The organism is Sphingomonas tagetis (assembly GCF_024211275.1).
GTDB lineage: Bacteria > Pseudomonadota > Alphaproteobacteria > Sphingomonadales > Sphingomonadaceae > Sphingomonas > Sphingomonas tagetis.
In genome coordinates this window covers 272,095-289,353 of record NZ_JAMLDX010000004.1, presented here as the reverse complement: position 1 = coordinate 289,353, position 17,259 = coordinate 272,095, and the positions used below count along the sequence as shown (strand labels likewise).

Below are 17,259 nucleotides of genomic sequence, written 5' to 3'. Positions count from 1 at the left end.
CCCGCCTCGGGGACTGACTGGAAGCGATCCACATTCGATTATAGAGTGATGATGCGTGCGAGCGGCCTTGTACGCCGGTCGGCAACCGAATTTGGAGAGTAGCATGATCGTCGTCAGCGAGAAGGATGTGATCTATCACCGCCAGTTCGACCTGCCGACGGCCCCGGTGCCGGTCGAGCCCTATCGTTCACCCGATTTCTTCAAGCTGGAGAAGGAGCGCATCTTCAAGCGCGCCTGGTTGAATATCGCGCATGCCAACGATGTGGCCAAGCCCGGCGAATATATCGTCAAGGACATCGCCGCAGCCGACGCGAAAGTTATCATCGTGCGCGGGAAGGATGGTGTCATCCGCGCCTTTTACGATGTCTGTCCTCATCGCGGTAGCAAGATTTCGCCGCCGGGAGCCGATTCTGGATGCGTGCGATCGCTCAAGTGTCGCTATCACAGCTGGAACTTCGACCTCGATGGTCGGCTAGTGTATATTCCCGACGAAGCGATGTTCTTCTCACCCGAGAAGGAAACGCTGAACTTGCTACCGGTAAATTGCGAAATATGGGAAGGGTTCATCTTCCTCAACTTCCAGAAGACGCCGGATGTCACGCTCGCAGAGTTCCTTGGCAGCTTCGGACAGCATTACGCCGGCCTGCAGGAACTACCAGGCTTTCCGCTTCACCCTGACACACAGTCGGTCAAGGTCCAGGCGGTTTGGAAATGCAACTGGAAGCTCGCGATCGGTGCCTTCCTTGAGGCTTATCACATCCGGACCCTCCATCCCAAGACGATCGGCAATCAGTACGCCTCGTCGAAAAACCCGTTCGGTCATCCCGAGGGAATTGGCCATTGGGGCATGCACACCGCGATCAACCTGTATGGCAATTCGAACTTCACACCCAATCCGGCCACCTCGCCGGTCGAGGCGCAATTCTCCGCGCGTGGCTATCACGGTCCGCGCTCCCGCGCGGAAATGGTCGCGGCCGGCCTAGATCATCCCGCAATCAATGTGACGCGGAGCGAAGCGTGGGCGCAGGACATCTACCTCGTTTTCCCCAATACGTTTCTCTATTCCCGGTCTTACGGCTCGACCGTGGTCCGCTGGTGGCCGCTTGCGCACGACAAGATGATCTGGGAAGCGACGCTTTACTTCGCCAAGGCGACCAACATCCGCCAGCGCATGGCGCAGGAGTTCGCCGTCGGCCGCCAGCGAGAGGTCGTCATGGAAGACATGATCAATCTTGCCTGGCAGCAGGATGCGCTAGCGACGACACCGCTGGAGTTCATGCAGTACAGCGACAATGAGGTGATGCTGCGCCTGCTCGACCAGACGGTCCACCGCTTCATCGCTGCGGACAGCGTCGCGGACATGCTCTGAACCGGACCACACGCGCGAAGCCTTGAGCCACCGCAGCGCGCGGGACGTGTCTGGAAGAATGGAGCGGCTGAACCACTCGCTGACGCGATCAACCTTGTCCGACTAGTCGCGTCCAAGCAGTGTCGCGGAAACAGGCTGACCTTACCCCGCTATCCCATATGCTCGGTCGACCCCAGACCGGCCGCTTGCACGTCTACACTAGCGGCTAGGTGCCTCGCCTTCCTGGGCCCGGTGGCGGGACCGTAATGGAACGGATCGAGCGCCGGGCGAGAAGCCACGGGTGGAGCAATGTGGACGCACCTTGATTGACGAGCGACGCTGCCTGGCGCCAAATGCTGCCTGTTGCCGTGCAATTGTTCGGTGGTGCCAGCTGGCAGCGTAGCGGCCCGTGCGTCGTAACGGCGCTACGCGCTGCGGCCAGCGTCTTTGCCGGACCGACGACAGAGCAGTCACGATGTCGCGCCTCGGCTTAATCCGGCTCTAGACGTCCCCGCCGGCAGTGCCGGCACGAATCAAAATCGTACGCTCGGCTTCAGGCAGGTGTCGGGCGGTGTAGAAGAGCAAGCCGAGCGTCGCCGGAACTGTCAGGAGCACAGAAAGGATGCCCGTGCGCAGATCGCCCGTCGCGTCACTCACGAACCCCACGACATACGGACCTACACCCAAGCCGATTACATTCGTCATCAGCGCTGTGACTGCCATCGCGGTTCCACGCAGCCTCGAGGTGGACAAATCTTGGCTCGTGGCGACCATGATCGGGGTCCATCCGGTTAACACGAGCAGCGAGGTAAAATAAGTGAGCAGAAAAATTTGCGAATTCTCGGTCGTGAATTGCACGAGCGTCGATGCGGTGAACAGCGTCGTCATCACCATGAGCATGTACATGCGCCCGCCGGGATGGCGGCGCTTGATGAAGTCGGCGATGACCCCACCGACAGCCATGCCGCCGACGCCGGCGACGATTGAGATGCCACCCAGGGTCAGGCCCATGTCAGGCCCGAAGCCGAGATATCGAGTCGCGTATACGAAGACGAACCCGTTGGTGGCGAACATGTATACGCCAAGCAGCCCGCAAGCCGCGCACATCGACATAAAGGCCGGCGTTGCCACGATCAGGCGATGCGCGACCGGATCGCGCAGCCGAATCCCCTGCACCCAACTGGCCGACGCATAGAAAGCAAGCGCCAGTGCGAGCCACTGCACCAAATTGGTGGTAACGGTAACGCCGAACAGCGTGAAAAGCGGCGCGCGCCGCGATGGCGAAAGCAGCTGGTCGGTAAGCAACGTGATGACGATCGCGCCGATCAGCGCACCCAGAAGCAGGAAGACGTTGGTCAACACTGTTGTACGGCTGGCACCTGCCCGTCGCAGCGAGCTGATGCTCCACGGCGGGAACATCGAAGCCACTTCAACGGCTACGGCCTTGAACGGCCGGGCGATCGGTGGCGGCGGCACTTCGCCATCCATGCCTCCGCGCACCGGCTCGCGAATAGTCAGGGCGACGAGCGCCGCAAGCAGCAGGCCGGGCAAGCCAACGATTACGAACGCCGCCTGCCATCCCTTAAGGCCGAAAGCACCGTCCCAGTTGGCGACGATCACCCCCCCAATCATGAGCGAGACGCCAGCGCCTACATAGATGCCGCTCGAAAACAGCGCGAGGATCGTCGCGCGCATCCGCTTGGGAAAATAGTCGCCGAGCAGCGAAACGGCCGCCGGCGATGCACTGGCCTCCCCCACCCCCACGCCTACGCGCGCCAAACCAAGGTGCGCAAAGTTCGTGCCCATCCCGGACAGGGTCGTCATCAATGACCAGAAGGACAGCCCGATCGCGAGTGTCTTGACCCGGCTCCAACCGTCGGCGAGCTTCGCGAGCGGGATGCCGAGAACGCCGTAGAAAAGCGCAAAAGTCGTGCCGAACAACAGGCCAAGCTGCGCATCGGTGAACCCGAGATCGGCTTTAAGATAAGGCGCAAGGATGGTCAGGATCTGTCGATCGATGAAGTTGAAGGCATAGATCAACATCATCACGGTCAAAACGTACCAGCGATACAGGCCGACGGCAGTGGCGTCGCCGTGGCCGCTCTGATCCGCATTCCCTTTGGCGCGCGTCGCGCCAGCATCAGCGGATAGCGTCGTCATACATCCTCCCTGGGCAATCCTTGCGACGCCTTCCAGCATGTCAATGGACGCTTTTTACAATGCGTCGTATGTCCCCGTGCTGAGGGACGCTGACCGATGCGGCAGCCTGCCCCGGCAGAAGGGGACAGGACGACACACTTTCAGCTCGCTAGATTGCAGGTCGCAACAGTCGCCTCTGGAAGATATTCATTGGGTTGGACCAGGTGGCAGGGAAAGGAGAGGAAAACGCATGGGCACGCTGCCACCAGGGTTCGAGGATCTCGAGCCCTTTTCGGATGACTGGAACGTCGCTTCAGTCGGAGAGCGGTATGAGCGCCGCAAAGCATCCACTCAGGCGGAACTGACTCGCTTCTATGAGGCGGTCCAGGCTCGAATGGAAGCAATGCTGGCCCACCTCGACCCTTTCGACATCTACGCGCTACCGGAGCCGGAACGGCGGCTGTACAGGATCCTGTGCGGCTTGTGCGAGGCGTCCGCCGCGGTGGAACTGATCGGCGCGCCCTATCTGGTGCCGCCGGACGGACACGATCTGGACTATCGCAAGGCGCTCGAAATCCTGTGACGCGAATAACCATTCGACCCGATTAGGTTGAGCGCTTCGTACGCTCGACATCACCGGATGCATTAAGCCCGCCGCACCGGAATGCCGGCGCGGCGGGCTATTATTTTAACTGTATCCGATCGAGGCCGGTGGCAAGGAAGCGCCGACCGAGGCGGCGCTTCCGGAACAAGTCAGAACTTATAGTTCACTTCGATACCGAAGACCCTGCCCTTATCGACCGTCTGATGCGACCCGCCACTGGGGATTGATCCGAGCGGCGTGTCAGTGCCGTAGTTGCGCTCGTTCAGCAGGTTCTTGCCATAGATTGACAATTTCAGACCCGGCACGGCCTCTGGCTCAAAAGCGAGATTCGTATAAAGATTGTCGATCGCCGGCAGGAAGCCCACGTTGCGATCGTTGAACGCAGCGCCATCGCGATGATCGAACGACAGCTGGAAGGACGCGGAGCCAGCCGAGCCGATCTCGGTATCGTAGAAGAGCGATGCGCTGTAGGTCCAGGGCGCAAGGCGCGGAATCTTCAGCGCCAAGTCGGTGGCGTTGATGATGCCGTCGCCGCTGATGTCGGCGATGATGCGAGTATATTTACCATCGACATAGCCGACCGAGCCTTTGAACACGAGGCCCTTGGCGACGCTTACCGTTGCCTCGGCTTCGAACCCGCGCAGGCGCGCATCGGCCGTGTTCGCGATGACCGTCTGAGTGCCGGCGGCATTGACCTGGGTCTGCTCGCGCTGCATCCGATTGACCTTGGTGTCATAAGCGCTGATGTTCAGTCGGAGACGACGGTCGAATAAATCGCCTTTGAAACCTACTTCGAACGAGTCCAGCTTCTCATCGTTAAATGGTCCAGGCGGGGCCGCGGTGGTTACGGATCGAAGATTGTATCCGCCGCTACGTGCACCCTTCGAATAGGAGCCATAGAGCTGGATGCCTTGGGCAGGCTCGTATTTCAAGCTGACCCGCGGCGTAAAGCTGTTGAATGTCCGGTTGCTGCGGAAGTCGTAAGTGGTGCAGGTCTCCGCGATGATATCGCACGGCTGCGGGTTGGCAAACCGCCGGGTGGCAATCGCGACACGCTTGTAATCACGCGAAATTCGGGTGCCGATGCCGAGGGTCAGATTCTGGAACAGATCGATATCGGCATTGGCGAACGCACCTAGGGCATTACTATATTGCCTGCCACCGAAGTCGCCCTGCAGATTGGCATAGCGCAGATCGTCGCGTGAGAGATACGTTATGTTCTGGGTAAAGTAATACAGGCCCGCAACCAGATCGACCCGGTCGAAAAAACGGCCTGCATAGCGCAGTTCGTTGCTGAACTGGTTCTGCCGAGTGGAATAAGCGATGTGGTAGACCGTCGTCGGCGAACCGTCGGCATCATAGCGGGACGCGATATGGAATTCGCGATAGCCTATGATGTTGGTGATTTGGCCATCGCCGACGCCGACATCGATATTGGTCTCATGGGTCAGCGCATTATAGTGCGAGTCGGTGAAGCCAGGATCGTTGGACGCGACCTCGAACTTGCCGGCATAGCGCGGATTGCTCTGTACGCCGCCGTCCCCGTCCGAATTACCATGCTCGCCGATCAGGGTCATGTCGAAGCCATTGCCCGGATTCCAGACGAGCGTTGGGCGCACGAACCAGGTGCGCAGCTTGCCATCGTTGCGATTCAGCGTGATGTTACGGAAATATCCGCCATCGTCGCTAAAATAGCCCGTGACTTTGGCGAACAATGTGTCCGCCAAGGTGCCTTCAACCGATGCTGCATAGGTCTGGTTGACCCCGGTGCCGGTCAGGCTCGCCTCGGCGCTGGCGCGCAGCTTGACCCGAAACTTGCCATCCGGGCGACTGGTCCGCAAGGAAACGGCGCCGCCCGTCACGTTGCGACCGAACAGCACGCCCTGCGGCCCGCGCAGCACTTCGACCGAGTCGATGTCGAACGTGTCGAATACGACACCGTAGTTCGTCCCCAGATAGACGCCGTCGACAAACGTGCCAACGGTTGGCTCGATCGAGGGTACCGAGCTGTTCACGCCGAGACCGCGGATGGTGAAGTTGGCCACGCCCTTTTGCGTGCCGACCGGGTCGAGCTGAACGCTCGGCATCGAGTAAGCGAGGCTTTCGAGGCTGCGAAACTGCACGGCCTCGAGCTGGGCGGAGCCATAGGCGGTGACGGCGGCGGGAACCTCTTGCAGCGACTCGCCGTCAGCCTTCTTTGTCGCGGTGACCACGATCTCACCCACCAGCGCCTCGGAGGCGCTTTGCGAGGGCTCGTCCTGCCGTTCCTGCGCATTCGCGGACTGCGCAAGCAAGATGGCAGTCAAGCTGGCGGATAGCAGGTGCTTGTAGCAAAGTTTGCCCGTCATGATCCCCTCCGTGAAAGCGATGTGCTCGTCCAAGATTTGCGGCCCATCTTATCTGTCGGCAGGTGATCTTCTCGACCAAAGCGCTGAAGCGGGCAGCCCCCGCCCGAGGGGACAACCTTTAAGGCGGCTTCACAACCAGCAGTCCGATCGTTGCGCTATGACAAGCGCGCCGGACCAGCGCGCCTTTGCCGTAGTCAGCCTCAAGCCACGGGATCGTTCGAAACGAGCCTTAGCACCGCAGCCAGCCGTGGCGGTTTTTTTTCAACCGCTATGCCGACAATGTATTCAGCTCCAGCCTCCCGATCGCGTTTGCCGCATCGTCAAATCACCTTGAGGAAATTGATGAGGTCGATCTTGTCGCGTTCGGTCAGCTTCATGCTGAACCGCACGTCATAGAAATCGACGAGCTCGCGTAAATCCCTGGCAGCGCCGTTCGCGAAATAAGGCGCCCGGCCCGCCACGCCGCGCAACTGTTGCATCACCAGCGAGCCGACGTCCTCGCACTTGCCGGTGATCAGCGCGCGGCCGGGGTCGTGCGTGTAAATGACGCGCCCGATATAGGGATGCGGCTCGGCGTCCTTGCGGCAGGTCACTTTGAATATCGGCAGCCAGGGCTGATCTGGCGACACCGGCTTGTTGCTGAGACCGATGTCCATCACGCCGGGCGTCGTGTACAAACTGCCTCGGCAAATTCTCTTCTGGGATAGTCTTCCCAAGTCTGGCTATGGCAAGGTCGTCAAGTCGAGTATCCGCAGTTTGATTTGACGATCGGCAGATGGCTTCTGGGGTCTCCCTCAATCTTTCGCCATCATTGATGGCATGCGTCGGATCGTCGGTGGCGAAGTGCGCGTGGCAGTGTTTTAAGATCTGCTCCTGCTTCACCCGCAGCGACCGCAGCTATCTTCGGCTGTCGTAAACGGCAGCGTCAAGCGATCGCTACTCAGAAGCATTTAGTTTGCTGAAAATCATCTCGACAGTGATTGAACGGCCCGCGTGACGACCAAGTATCCCTCTTGCCAATAGAATCGATTTACCTCGAGCGAACCGCAATGCACTCGCGTTAGAGGTCTGCGCATTTGTGATGATTCGTAAGGTAATGAAGAATGGCAGCTGCTAGGAACTCGTAGTTCCATACAGAACGACCGCAAAGGGGTGCAAAATCGCCCTCAGCTACGCAAAAGACTTCGAGCTTCTCCACCATTGTAACATACGCCGCTTCCGTAATCGGGGGCCTATCGCTTCAAAACGCCAAGTCGGGTACGTGACCGCGATCCTTAATGCCTTACCGCATTCGATAGACAGCGCTCGTCACTTCGTGCGGGGGCGGCCGCCGTGCGTGCACGACACACTCGATGACTTGGCGTGTTATCGCCGTACGTCGGAACAGCATCGTGGTTGCTTGCAATTCAAGCTCCGTTCGAAGCACGGCGGCTGCCGGGGGAACCCGTCGCTTCGGACTGTCGCATCCAGGCGCTGCATCGCTTCCGACGCATTGCGAACCGCCACGGACTGTTGGAGCTACGGAAGCTTCCGTCGCGTGGGGTCCGAACGGACACTGAAGCGTTGAATGCCCAGGAGGCCGGAATCGGCGCGAAAGAATGGTTCGAGCACAACGCTTCAAAGGGACGTGCGCATTTTGGAGCGACGTGGGCTGCGCCGGGATCTCTTCTTCGTTCTACTTGCGCCAGACGTATCGACGGGTCCGGAGGGCCACGATCATCCGCCCTTGCGGCCGCTACGTCGCAGTCGAGGCGCGCTACACAGATAGCCTCTGGCAGATGGGCATCTGCCAGCCGACCAACCGGGGATTTAATCACCTATCGCGAATTGGCTTGTGAGAACGACAAAGCGAAAGCGAAGTCAGCTTCGGCGGTCTACGAAGATATGCGCCAATCTGCCTAAGGCCGCCTCATACTCGACAGACAATTCCTTCCACATAAACTTGACAAAATCCTGCTCCTGACCGCGCGACTCGACGACCGATACTTCTTGGGTTAATACAGCTCCTGCACTGCAGCTCCGTATTGAAAAGTCGCTCTTCATCCTGAGGAGCCACTCCGATCCTGCCAAAGGGGGGATGATACGCCCGCTGCAATCCGTTACGCTTTGCACAAAAATAACCGAATTTGGCTCCGCAATGGCAACAAAATCGAGCCTCCCCCAAACCTCGGGTCGCCCGACTGACGCCATTCCATATTGATACGTTCCACCTACCTTGAAATCGAGAACCGACTTGATCAGCTGTGTCGATGGCGGAATGAACCACTGCTCGAGATATTCGGCACGGGAGAACATCGCGTAAACCGCGTGAGGCGCAGCGCAAACGGTACGCTGAAAGTCGCCAATCTCGACTGAATGTCTGCTCGACATGATTTTGCCTCCCTAGCAAAGCGCGGTAAGATGGGGGACCGGGCTGAGCGACGCAGTTTGGCCGAGGCTCCGCAAGATCGAGAACCATCGCGATCTTTACAGAAATTGGCGCCCGCTTCACCAGCGCCGATGCCATCTCGTGATTTCTGAGCTGAAGGGTCAGGCGGGCCTGATCGTGCCGTCGAATTTCTTATCGAGGCCGTTCCAGCAATCCGCATAGTCTGCCTGCATCGGTGCTTCGTCCGCGGCCCATTCCGTCAGATGTTGAGGAAAGCGCGTTTCGAACATGAAACTCATCGTGTTGGCGAGCTTGTGCGGCTTCAGTTCTCCGGTGGTCGCCTTTTCGAACGCGCCCTGGTCTGGTCCATGCGGCAGCATGCAATTGTGCAGGCTCATCGCGCCTGGCGCGAAGCCATCGGGCTTGGCGTCGTATTCGCCATAGATGTTGCCCATCAGCTCGGACATGACGTTCTTGTGATACCAGGGCGGACGAAAGCTGTGCTCGGCGACGAGCCAGCGTTCGCGAAACAGCACAAGGTCGATGTTCGCCGTCCCTGCGACTTCCGACCGCGCCGTCAGTACCGTGAAGATCGATGGGTCGGGATGGTCGAACAGGATAGCACCGACCGGACTGAACGTCGAAAGGTCGTATTTGTAAGGCGCGTAATTGCCGTGCCACGCGACCACGTCGAGCGGGCTGTGCGGGATGCTGCTGCGGTGGAACTGTCCGCACCATTTGAGCGTGACGGTGGACAAAGCATCGTGATCCTCGAACGCGGCGACCGGCGTCTTGAAATCACGCGGATTGGCCAGGCAATTGGCGCCGATCGGACCGCGATCGGGCAAATCGAACTGCTGCCCGTAATTCTCGCAGACGAAACCGCGGCACGGCCCGTCGACCACCTCGACGCGGTAGACCAGGCCACGCGGTAGCATGGCGATCTCACCCGGGCCGACCTCGAGCACGCCGAGTTCGGTGCAGAAGCGCAAGGCGCCTTCCTGCGGCACGACCAGCAGTTCGCCGTCGGCCGAGTAGAAATAGCTGTCCACCATCGATTGCGTGACGAGATAGATGTGGCTCGCCATGCCGTTTTGCGTGTTGACATCGCCCGCCGTGGTGACGGTGCGCATGCCGCTGATCCAGTCGGTCTCCCCCTCCCCATGCGGCACGGGGTTCCAGCGATATTGACCAAGGCTCGTGACGCCCGGGATGACGTGCGGCGCCGACTTCCAATGCGGCACGTCGATCGGCTCGAACCGCCCGACATGGCGCACGCTCGGCCGGATGCGGTAGCACCAGCTGCGCTCGTTGCGCCCGCGCGGCGCGGTGAAGGCGGTGCCGGACAGCTGCTCGGCATAGAGGCCATAGGGGCAGCGCTGCGGCGAATTCTGACCCTGCGGCAGCGCGCCGGGCAGCGCCTCGGTCTCGAAGTCGTTGCCGAAGCCCGACATGTATTTCAGCTGATCCGCCTGATCGGTCACGCCCTGCTCCATCGGTTATCCGTTGCATATGCAACATTTCAATTCTCGAATAGATGCATATGCATCGATGTGCAATATGCACCCGCATGACCCAACGCGCGTTTCGGCTCGACCATTTCCTGCCCTATCTGCTGAACCAGGCAGCGGAGCGGACGGGCAGCAAATTCGAGCAGGTGTATCGGGATACCTACGGCCTGACGCGGACCAGGTGGCGGGTCATCTCACACCTCGGCACGTTGGGCGACATGACGGCCGCTGCGATTTCGCGATCGTCGCATACCGAAAAGACCAAGGTCAGCCGCGCGGTCGCGGCGCTTGAAGCGGAAGGCCTGGTGCTCCGCGTCCCATCGACGGTCGATCGCCGAACAGAACTGCTGCAGCTCACCGATGCCGGCCGGTCACTGTTCGTGTCGCTTTCCGCGGAGGCGGACCGCTTCGATCAGGAACTCCGGACCGCGCTGGGCACGGACATCGCAGCCAGGCTGGAGCAGACGCTCAGGCAACTCGCCGTCGATGCTTTGCCGAAATTGCCGGACAAGTAACGTTGATCATTCGAGCGTAGGTTCTACGATCGTTTCGGTGCGACGCGCTGCGCTGCGGGGGCTGGCAACTCACGGTCCAGATCCCGCGGAGGCCGCTACGCAGCCTGCCGCAGCAGGGCGGTATCGAGGGCGCCCCCGTCCTTGTGGCGATCGAAATCCTGCCGGGCGGCATCGACCTCGGGCAATGCGCTGATCGTCCACTCGTGCAACTGACGAAGCGGTTGCTGCAGCGTGCGGCCAAGCGGCGTGATCTGATATTGCACCGCCACCGGCGATAACGAGATGATTTCCCGAGAGACGAGTCCGTTTCGCTCGAGTCGGCGCAGGCACTGCGTCAGCGCCTTCTGCGTCACCCCCTCCAGGCGACGGCGGATCGCGTTGAAGCGAAGCGGACCATCGTCCAGCACGGTGATCACCATCATCGACCACTTATCGGCGATCTGGTCGAACAGCGCCCGGCTAGGGCATTTCGACGAGAAACATTGGGGTTCGATTTCGACCACAGCGCTATCCTCCGACATCCCAGGGCGACGGCGCCACCCGGATCGCTACCTGGTTGCCAACATATACCACGACGCGCGCAGACGCAATTCGGCGCGCCTGTGCGGGTGCCAATATGTCAGAAGTTCTCGTGCAGGTGCGCATCGAAACGCGCAAAGTCGCGCTCGATCTGCGGGTTCTTCATCACGTCATAGGCAACGAACGTTGGCAGCTGCGTCTGGCCGTTCCATTTGAAGTTCAGGTGCAGCCAGCGAAACAGGTCGTCCTCGCTCAACCCGTCGAAAAACTTCTCTTCAGGATTGCTGAACGCCTCTCGCGGCGCATTCCCGGTGATCGACAGCATATAGGTGCTGTCGAGCTTGCCGCCCAGACCGTAATTCCTTGTAGGCGCCTCCGGAACACGGCCGTCGCCGTTGGACAGATGCCCTTGGAGGCCCAGCATCCAGACTTCGTCGATATATTTCTTGAGCGCCCATGGCGTGGCAAGCCAGTTGATCGGAAACTGAAGAAATACCGTATCGGCCCATTTCAGTTTTTCGACCTCGTCTTCGACGCTGTAGTCATCGTCGATATGCGTCCTGTTGATCTCGAAGCCCTTGCCCTCGAAGAACGCGTCCGCCCGCGCCACAAAGGTCGCGCTCAGCCTGCCGGGCGATCCGGAACGCTGCGAGTGACCATTGATGATAAGAATCTTGCTCATTCGATACTCCGGATGTCGTGCCGCTTGCAATTGAATGGCCTTTGCTAGACCGCGCAATGGGCGCAGAGATATGCCGGACGTGGAATAAGTAAATCAGGCACCGCAAATCGCTCAGGTATACTTCGATATACCTGAATTATCGGATGGAGAACTTTTTGAGAGATATTCTGTGTCGGAATACTCTGACGGATGAGGGAGAACACTTCAGAATGGCGCAAGTATACTGAACCCTACCAGATGGATTTTTGGTGCCTGATTGACGCCAGGTTTCCGATCTATACCTAACTCCCGCCGCGGTCCGCTGCGGTTCCGGTTCAGCCGGATCCAGCGGGCAGACTCATCAACGCCAAATGAGAGACGGGAATTTGAAATGGAACAATCGGAACGGATTGATGTCGCAGGCTTCAATCGCGCATTTGCCGCCCAGAAGGCGCATAGCTGGGACTTGCGCAAGTCGAGCGCTGCGGAGCGGATCGTGCGGCTCCAGCGGCTGCGCGCATCGCTTGTCGCACATCGCGAAGACCTGGCGCAGGCACTGAACCAGGATCTGGGGCGCCCGGTGGCGACCGGTGGGTATGTCGAAACCGAGGGCGTGCTCCTTTACATCGATCATACGATCGCCAATCTCGAAGCATGGATGGCACCGACCACGGTCGAGGACCTGTCCGTCGCCGGGTCGGCCTATATCCGCTATGAATCGCGTGGCGTCGTCCTGCTGTTCGGCGCCTGGAATTTTCCGGTCACTTTGCTGTTCGAGCCGCTGGTGGCGATCATCTCGGCCGGCAACACCGCGATCGTCAAACCGAACGAGGTCACCCCGGCGGTGTCCGCGCTGACCGCCAAGATCCTTCGCGAAACCTTCGAAGAGCGCGAGGTGGCGGTGTTCGAAGGCGATCCGACCGTGTCGAACGCGCTGCTCGAACTGCCGGTGGATCACATCTTCTTCACCGGAAGCCCTGCCGTCGGCCGCACCGTGATGACCGCCGTCGCAAAGCATCTGGCGTCCGTCACGCTCGAGCTGGGCGGCAAATCGCCGCTGATCATCGACGATGCCTATGACCTCGACGCAGCGATGCCGTCGCTGCTGTACGGCAAATATTTCAACGATGGGCAGGTCTGCATCAGCCCGGATTATCTGCTCGTGCCGAACGATCGCATCGACGCCTTCGTCGAGAAGTTCAAGGCGGCGATCCAGGGCATGTTCTACCCAGATGGAAAATACCTGCCTGAGCGCAATACGCATATCGTGAACGCTCGCGGATTCGACCGGATCGAAGGGTATATCAAGGATGCGGTAGAGCGAGGTGCCAGGATCGCGTTCGGCGGCGGCACGGATCGCGAGAAGCTGCTGATCGAACCCACGGTCCTGGTGAATGTGCCCGCCGGTTCGGCAGTTCTGGAGAATGAGATCTTCGGCCCGGTCCTGCCGGTCGTCGGCTATGACGATCCGGACGAAGCAATCGCGTTCATCCGGGCGCGGACGAAGCCGCTTTCGCTCTACATCTACTCGGACGACGACGCGTTCGTGACCCGCATTGTCGAGAATACCACGGCGGGCGGCACGACGGTGAACGGCTGGGCCGACCATTTCCTGGAACAGTCGCTGCCGTTCGGCGGTGTCGGCGACAGCGGCATGGGCGCCTATCACGGCATCTTCGGCTTCCGCGAATTGTCGCACGCGCGCGCGGTCGCATTCGCCAAGAAAGCCGCGTCCTGACGCCGGGCCAAGTATGAACTTCATCCCCTGCCGGCGGCAATCGCCGGCAGGGGATGCGTTTCGCCGCCCATCGCATCATTTGCAGGGCGGCACGTCTCACTATCATGGGGAATAATCATGGCGCTCAGCAAGACGGCCGTCATCTTCGGTGCCGGTCCCGGCATCGGCATCGCGGCGGCCCGCGAATTCGCGGCGCTCAGGTATAAGCTCGCGCTGGTCGCGCGGACCGGATCGAAGCTCGCGCGTCTCGTCGCCGATCTCGAAGCAAGCGGCGCGACGGCGAAGGGGTTCCTGGCCGATGGTGCCGACGGCGCGTCGATCGACGCCGCGGTCGCCGATATCCGCGCGTGGGCGGGCGGCGATCCGAGCGTGGTGTTGTTCAACGCCTTCACCTCCCAGCCGGTCGGCCCGACCCACCAGGTCGATCCCGCTGGATTTACCCCGAACCTCCTGGTGAATGCCGCCGCGGCGCAGCATCTGGTCTACCGCATGGCGCCCGCTCTCATCGCCGCTGGCACCGGGTCGCTGCTCTTTACCGGCAACGGCATGGCGCTGACGCCAATGGGTCAGGTCTTCGGCACGCTTAGCGCAGGCAAATCCGCCATGCGATCGATCGCACTGACGCTGGCGGAGGACCTCGCGGGAACCGGCGTCAAGGTCGGCCTGCTCACGGTCAACGGTCCGACGGGCCGGGGCACCGACTTCGATCCCGACATCATCGCAGCCGAGTTCGTGAAGCTCCACGACGGCAGCGTCACCGACACGGAGATCGTCTATAACGGTGCTTCTGCCCACCGCTGAAGCAGGCTTGCGATACCGAGCGCCTTGCCTGTCACGCCCAGCCCCGGAACGACACCATTTCGTCCAAAGCGGCACGATCGGTCCTGACCGATGCCGTGGGATGCTCGGGGTCGGGGTAACCCAATGCCATGCCGCTGAACAGCATCAGCTGCGGCGGTGCCCCGACATGAGCGCGGACCGTCTTGTGCCAGATCGACCAGGCTTCCTGCGCACAAGTGGCAAGGCCCCGTTCCGTCGCAAGCAGCATCACGGTCTGCATCAGCATCCCGAGATCGGACCATTGAGGCGCTCCCATGTTCCGATCGATATAGAAGAACAGCCCGACGCGCGCGCCGAAGAAGCGGAAGTTCTCCACGAACTGCTGCCTGCGACGCGCCTTGTCCTCGCGCGGGATCGACAGTGCCTTGTACAAGTCTTCACCGGCGCGGAAGCGGCGATTGAGATAGGGATCGCCGAGGCTGGCCGGATAGACGGCATATTCGAAATCACCATCGCCGCCAAAGCCGGCCGTGGGCAGCTTCGCCATCACGTCGTCGACGAGATCCGCCAAAGGCTGGCCCGCCAGCGCATAGACGTGCCAGGGCTGAAGGTTTCCGCCCGAGGGGCTGCGCAGGGCGCGCGCGAGGATGTCGCGCAGCACGTCGATCGGCACCTCGCGATCCAGGTATCCGCGCGTGGATTGGCGTCGATCCACGGCATCGCTGACGCTCAACGAATGCTTGCTGGTCGTTTCGTCGATCACGTCATTCTCCCTTGAATTGAGGCGCCCGCTTTGCGGTGAAGGCGCGAACCGCTTCGGCTGCATCGTGGCTCGCAAAGGCGATGCGGTTGAGTTCGGCCTCGAGGTCGAGTTGCGCCGGCAGGGTGTTGACGCTCGATTCCTGCAACGCCCGCTTCAGCAAGCCGAAGGACGCCGTCGGTCCCCTCGCCAATACCTGCGCGATGCGCTCCGCCTCGGTCGCCAGCGCGTCGTCAGCGACGCAATTCCAGATCATGCCCCAATCGCAGGCGCGCTCGGCAGTCACCGGTTCGCCCAGGAACATCATGCCGGCGGCCCGCGCCGCGCCGATGGCCCGTGGCAGCGTCCAGGTGCTGCCGGCATCGGGCACGATCGCGACCTTGGGGGTAAACACCTGCGAGAACGTCGCGGAACGCGCGGCGACGACGATATCGGCGGCGAGCGCGATGCTCATCCCACCGCCGACCGCCAGGCCGTTGACTGCGGCCACGACCGGCTTCGGATGCTCCTTGATCGCGCGAATCATCAGGTTGAGATGACCGTGCGCGTGATCGCCTGCCGCATCGCTGGCGCCAGGCTCGACCTGAAATGACGGGTCGGTCAAATCCGCGCCGACGCAAAATGCACGTCCGACGCCGGTCAGCATCACGGCCCGGACCGACCTGTCCCTCGCCAGTGCGCGAAACGTCGCTTTAAGCTGTTCGATGTTGCGCGCCGTCAGCGCGTTCAACCTCGTTGGCCGATTGAATATGACCCGTGCGAGCCCTTCGGCGATCTCAACGATGAACTCGTCATCTTGTTGCACTGCCATCGGCCGCGGCCCCTCCCCCGTTCAAGCGATCGGACAGCGCGAGATGGGCGCGTCAGATTCCATTTGACACGCGAAATAGCAGGTTTATGAAACTGACGCCATATTCATATTGGCGACGAGCGTGTGATCGCGAGCGCCGTGGAGGGGAAGCGAAAATGACATCGGCAAGCACCAATAGCGCCCGCCTTGCGGATCGCGTGATCATCGTTACGGGCGGTGGCCGCGGGCTGGGCCGGGCGCATGCGCTCTTCCTGGCGGGACAGGGCGCGCATGTCGTGGTCAACGACCTGCGCGGCGACGAAGACCCCGCGCAGGCCGTGGTCGACGAGATTGTGGCGACCGGCGGATCGGCGATCGCCGATCACAACTCGGTCACAGGCTGGGACAGCGCCGCCGCCCTCATCCAGACCGCCGTATCCAGTTTCGGTCGCCTCGACGGCCTGGTGTGCAATGCCGGCTTCCTGCGCGACCGCATGCTCGTCAACATGTCCGAGGCGGAATGGGACGATATCGTCAAGGTCCACCAGTACGGCACCTTCCTGCCGCTGCGCCACGCCGCCGAATATTGGCGCAACGAGCACAAGGCCGGCCGCCCGGTCGATGCCAGCGTCGTGACCACCACCGCCGCTGCCGGGCTTCACGGCAATATCGGCCAGGTCAACTACAGCGCCGCCAAGGCCGCCATCGCCGTCATGACCCTCAACGCCGCACGCGAACTTGCCCGCTACGATGTGCGTGTCAACTCGATCTCGCCGCTCGCCCGCACGCGCCTGACCGAAAAGGCCTTCGGCGAGCCCGACCAAGCCGGCGCCAACGACCTGGCACCCCATCACATCTCGCCGCTCGTCGGCTGGCTGCTGGCGTCCGATTGCACCGTCACCGCCCAGGTCTATGCCGTCCACAACCGCGAAATCCACCGCTACCAGACCTGGACCGCCCAGGAAGCCGCCCACGCCAGCGCCGACTGGACCATCGACTCCGTCGAGCAGGCCCTCGCCCCATGGCCAAGCCAGTTCGTCCCCACACCAATCCCCGGCCTCGAAGATCACGGCAAGTAACAGCAAGTCATCAAACGAGCATCGTCACGATGTTTCGATGCAGCAAACATGAAAAACGTCAATTCAGCCGCATCGATAAGCGGCGATAGCACAAGCAAT

General features: G+C 61.0%; 15 protein-coding genes. 6 read left to right on the top strand and 9 right to left on the bottom strand.

Annotation, left to right across the window (positions count from 1 at the left end):
* Positions 1 to 103: 103 nt before the first annotated feature.
* Positions 104 to 1,369 carry an aromatic ring-hydroxylating oxygenase subunit alpha gene (locus tag M9978_RS07790; RefSeq protein WP_254292445.1) on the top strand — a complete coding sequence of 422 codons (1,266 nt, stop codon included), beginning with the start codon at positions 104 to 106 and terminating at the stop codon, positions 1,367 to 1,369.
* A gap of 480 nt (positions 1,370 to 1,849) precedes the next feature.
* Here M9978_RS07790 and M9978_RS07785 read toward each other — a convergent pair whose 3' ends face one another.
* Complete coding sequence (locus tag M9978_RS07785; RefSeq protein WP_254292444.1) at positions 1,850 to 3,508, bottom strand: MFS transporter; 1,659 nt, start codon at positions 3,506 to 3,508, stop codon at positions 1,850 to 1,852.
* Between the two features lie 229 nt (positions 3,509 to 3,737).
* Here M9978_RS07785 and M9978_RS07780 point away from each other — a divergent pair, with 229 nt between their 5' ends.
* Positions 3,738 to 4,070: a hypothetical protein gene (locus tag M9978_RS07780; RefSeq protein WP_254292443.1), complete on the top strand. Its 333-nt coding sequence runs from the start codon at positions 3,738 to 3,740 to the stop codon at positions 4,068 to 4,070.
* A 170-nt stretch (positions 4,071 to 4,240) separates the two neighbouring features.
* Here the strand turns inward: M9978_RS07780 and M9978_RS07775 are convergent, their stop codons facing one another.
* The 4 genes from M9978_RS07775 to hmgA all read right to left on the bottom strand — a co-directional run bounded on the left by M9978_RS07775 (position 4,241) and on the right by hmgA (position 10,291).
* A complete protein-coding gene (locus M9978_RS07775; RefSeq protein ID WP_254292442.1) occupies positions 4,241 to 6,439 on the bottom strand; it encodes a TonB-dependent receptor in 2,199 nt (732 codons plus the stop codon).
* 320 nt (positions 6,440 to 6,759) lie between these two features.
* A complete protein-coding gene (locus tag M9978_RS07770; protein ID WP_254292441.1) occupies positions 6,760 to 7,095 on the bottom strand; it encodes a hypothetical protein in 336 nt (111 codons plus the stop codon).
* Between the two features lie 1,204 nt (positions 7,096 to 8,299).
* Complete coding sequence (locus tag M9978_RS07765) at positions 8,300 to 8,809, bottom strand: SRPBCC family protein (RefSeq protein WP_254292440.1); 510 nt, start codon at positions 8,807 to 8,809, stop codon at positions 8,300 to 8,302.
* 159 nt (positions 8,810 to 8,968) lie between these two features.
* Positions 8,969 to 10,291: a homogentisate 1,2-dioxygenase gene (hmgA, locus tag M9978_RS07760; protein WP_254292439.1), complete on the bottom strand. Its 1,323-nt coding sequence runs from the start codon at positions 10,289 to 10,291 to the stop codon at positions 8,969 to 8,971.
* Positions 10,292 to 10,377: 86 nt separating this feature from the next.
* Between hmgA and M9978_RS07755 the strand changes: the two genes are divergently transcribed.
* The gene (locus M9978_RS07755; RefSeq protein ID WP_254292438.1) at positions 10,378 to 10,833 is read left to right on the top strand and encodes a MarR family winged helix-turn-helix transcriptional regulator; all 456 of its coding nucleotides are present in this window, start codon (positions 10,378 to 10,380) and stop codon (positions 10,831 to 10,833) included.
* A 95-nt stretch (positions 10,834 to 10,928) separates the two neighbouring features.
* Here the strand turns inward: M9978_RS07755 and M9978_RS07750 are convergent, their stop codons facing one another.
* Positions 10,929 to 11,336 carry a winged helix-turn-helix transcriptional regulator gene (locus M9978_RS07750; RefSeq protein ID WP_254292437.1) on the bottom strand — a complete coding sequence of 136 codons (408 nt, stop codon included), beginning with the start codon at positions 11,334 to 11,336 and terminating at the stop codon, positions 10,929 to 10,931.
* Between the two features lie 116 nt (positions 11,337 to 11,452).
* Positions 11,453 to 12,091: an NAD(P)H-dependent oxidoreductase gene (locus M9978_RS07745; protein WP_254292436.1), complete on the bottom strand. Its 639-nt coding sequence runs from the start codon at positions 12,089 to 12,091 to the stop codon at positions 11,453 to 11,455.
* A gap of 313 nt (positions 12,092 to 12,404) precedes the next feature.
* On the opposite strand from M9978_RS07745, the gene M9978_RS07740 reads away from it, so the two are divergent.
* Complete coding sequence (locus tag M9978_RS07740) at positions 12,405 to 13,751, top strand: aldehyde dehydrogenase family protein (protein ID WP_254292435.1); 1,347 nt, start codon at positions 12,405 to 12,407, stop codon at positions 13,749 to 13,751.
* A gap of 117 nt (positions 13,752 to 13,868) precedes the next feature.
* Positions 13,869 to 14,552 (top strand): SDR family NAD(P)-dependent oxidoreductase, encoded by a 684-nt coding sequence (locus tag M9978_RS07735; protein WP_254292434.1) that lies wholly within the window; start codon positions 13,869 to 13,871, stop codon positions 14,550 to 14,552.
* Between the two features lie 31 nt (positions 14,553 to 14,583).
* Here the strand turns inward: M9978_RS07735 and M9978_RS07730 are convergent, their stop codons facing one another.
* Together M9978_RS07730 and M9978_RS07725 are read right to left on the bottom strand one after the other, a co-directional pair.
* Positions 14,584 to 15,294, bottom strand: coding sequence for a nitroreductase (locus tag M9978_RS07730; RefSeq protein WP_254292433.1), 711 nt, complete (start codon positions 15,292 to 15,294; stop codon positions 14,584 to 14,586).
* A 1-nt stretch (position 15,295) separates the two neighbouring features.
* Complete coding sequence (locus tag M9978_RS07725) at positions 15,296 to 16,096, bottom strand: enoyl-CoA hydratase-related protein (RefSeq protein ID WP_254292432.1); 801 nt, start codon at positions 16,094 to 16,096, stop codon at positions 15,296 to 15,298.
* Positions 16,097 to 16,299: 203 nt separating this feature from the next.
* On the opposite strand from M9978_RS07725, the gene M9978_RS07720 reads away from it, so the two are divergent.
* A complete protein-coding gene (locus M9978_RS07720; protein WP_254292431.1) occupies positions 16,300 to 17,160 on the top strand; it encodes an SDR family NAD(P)-dependent oxidoreductase in 861 nt (286 codons plus the stop codon).
* Positions 17,161 to 17,259: the final 99 nt, after the last annotated feature.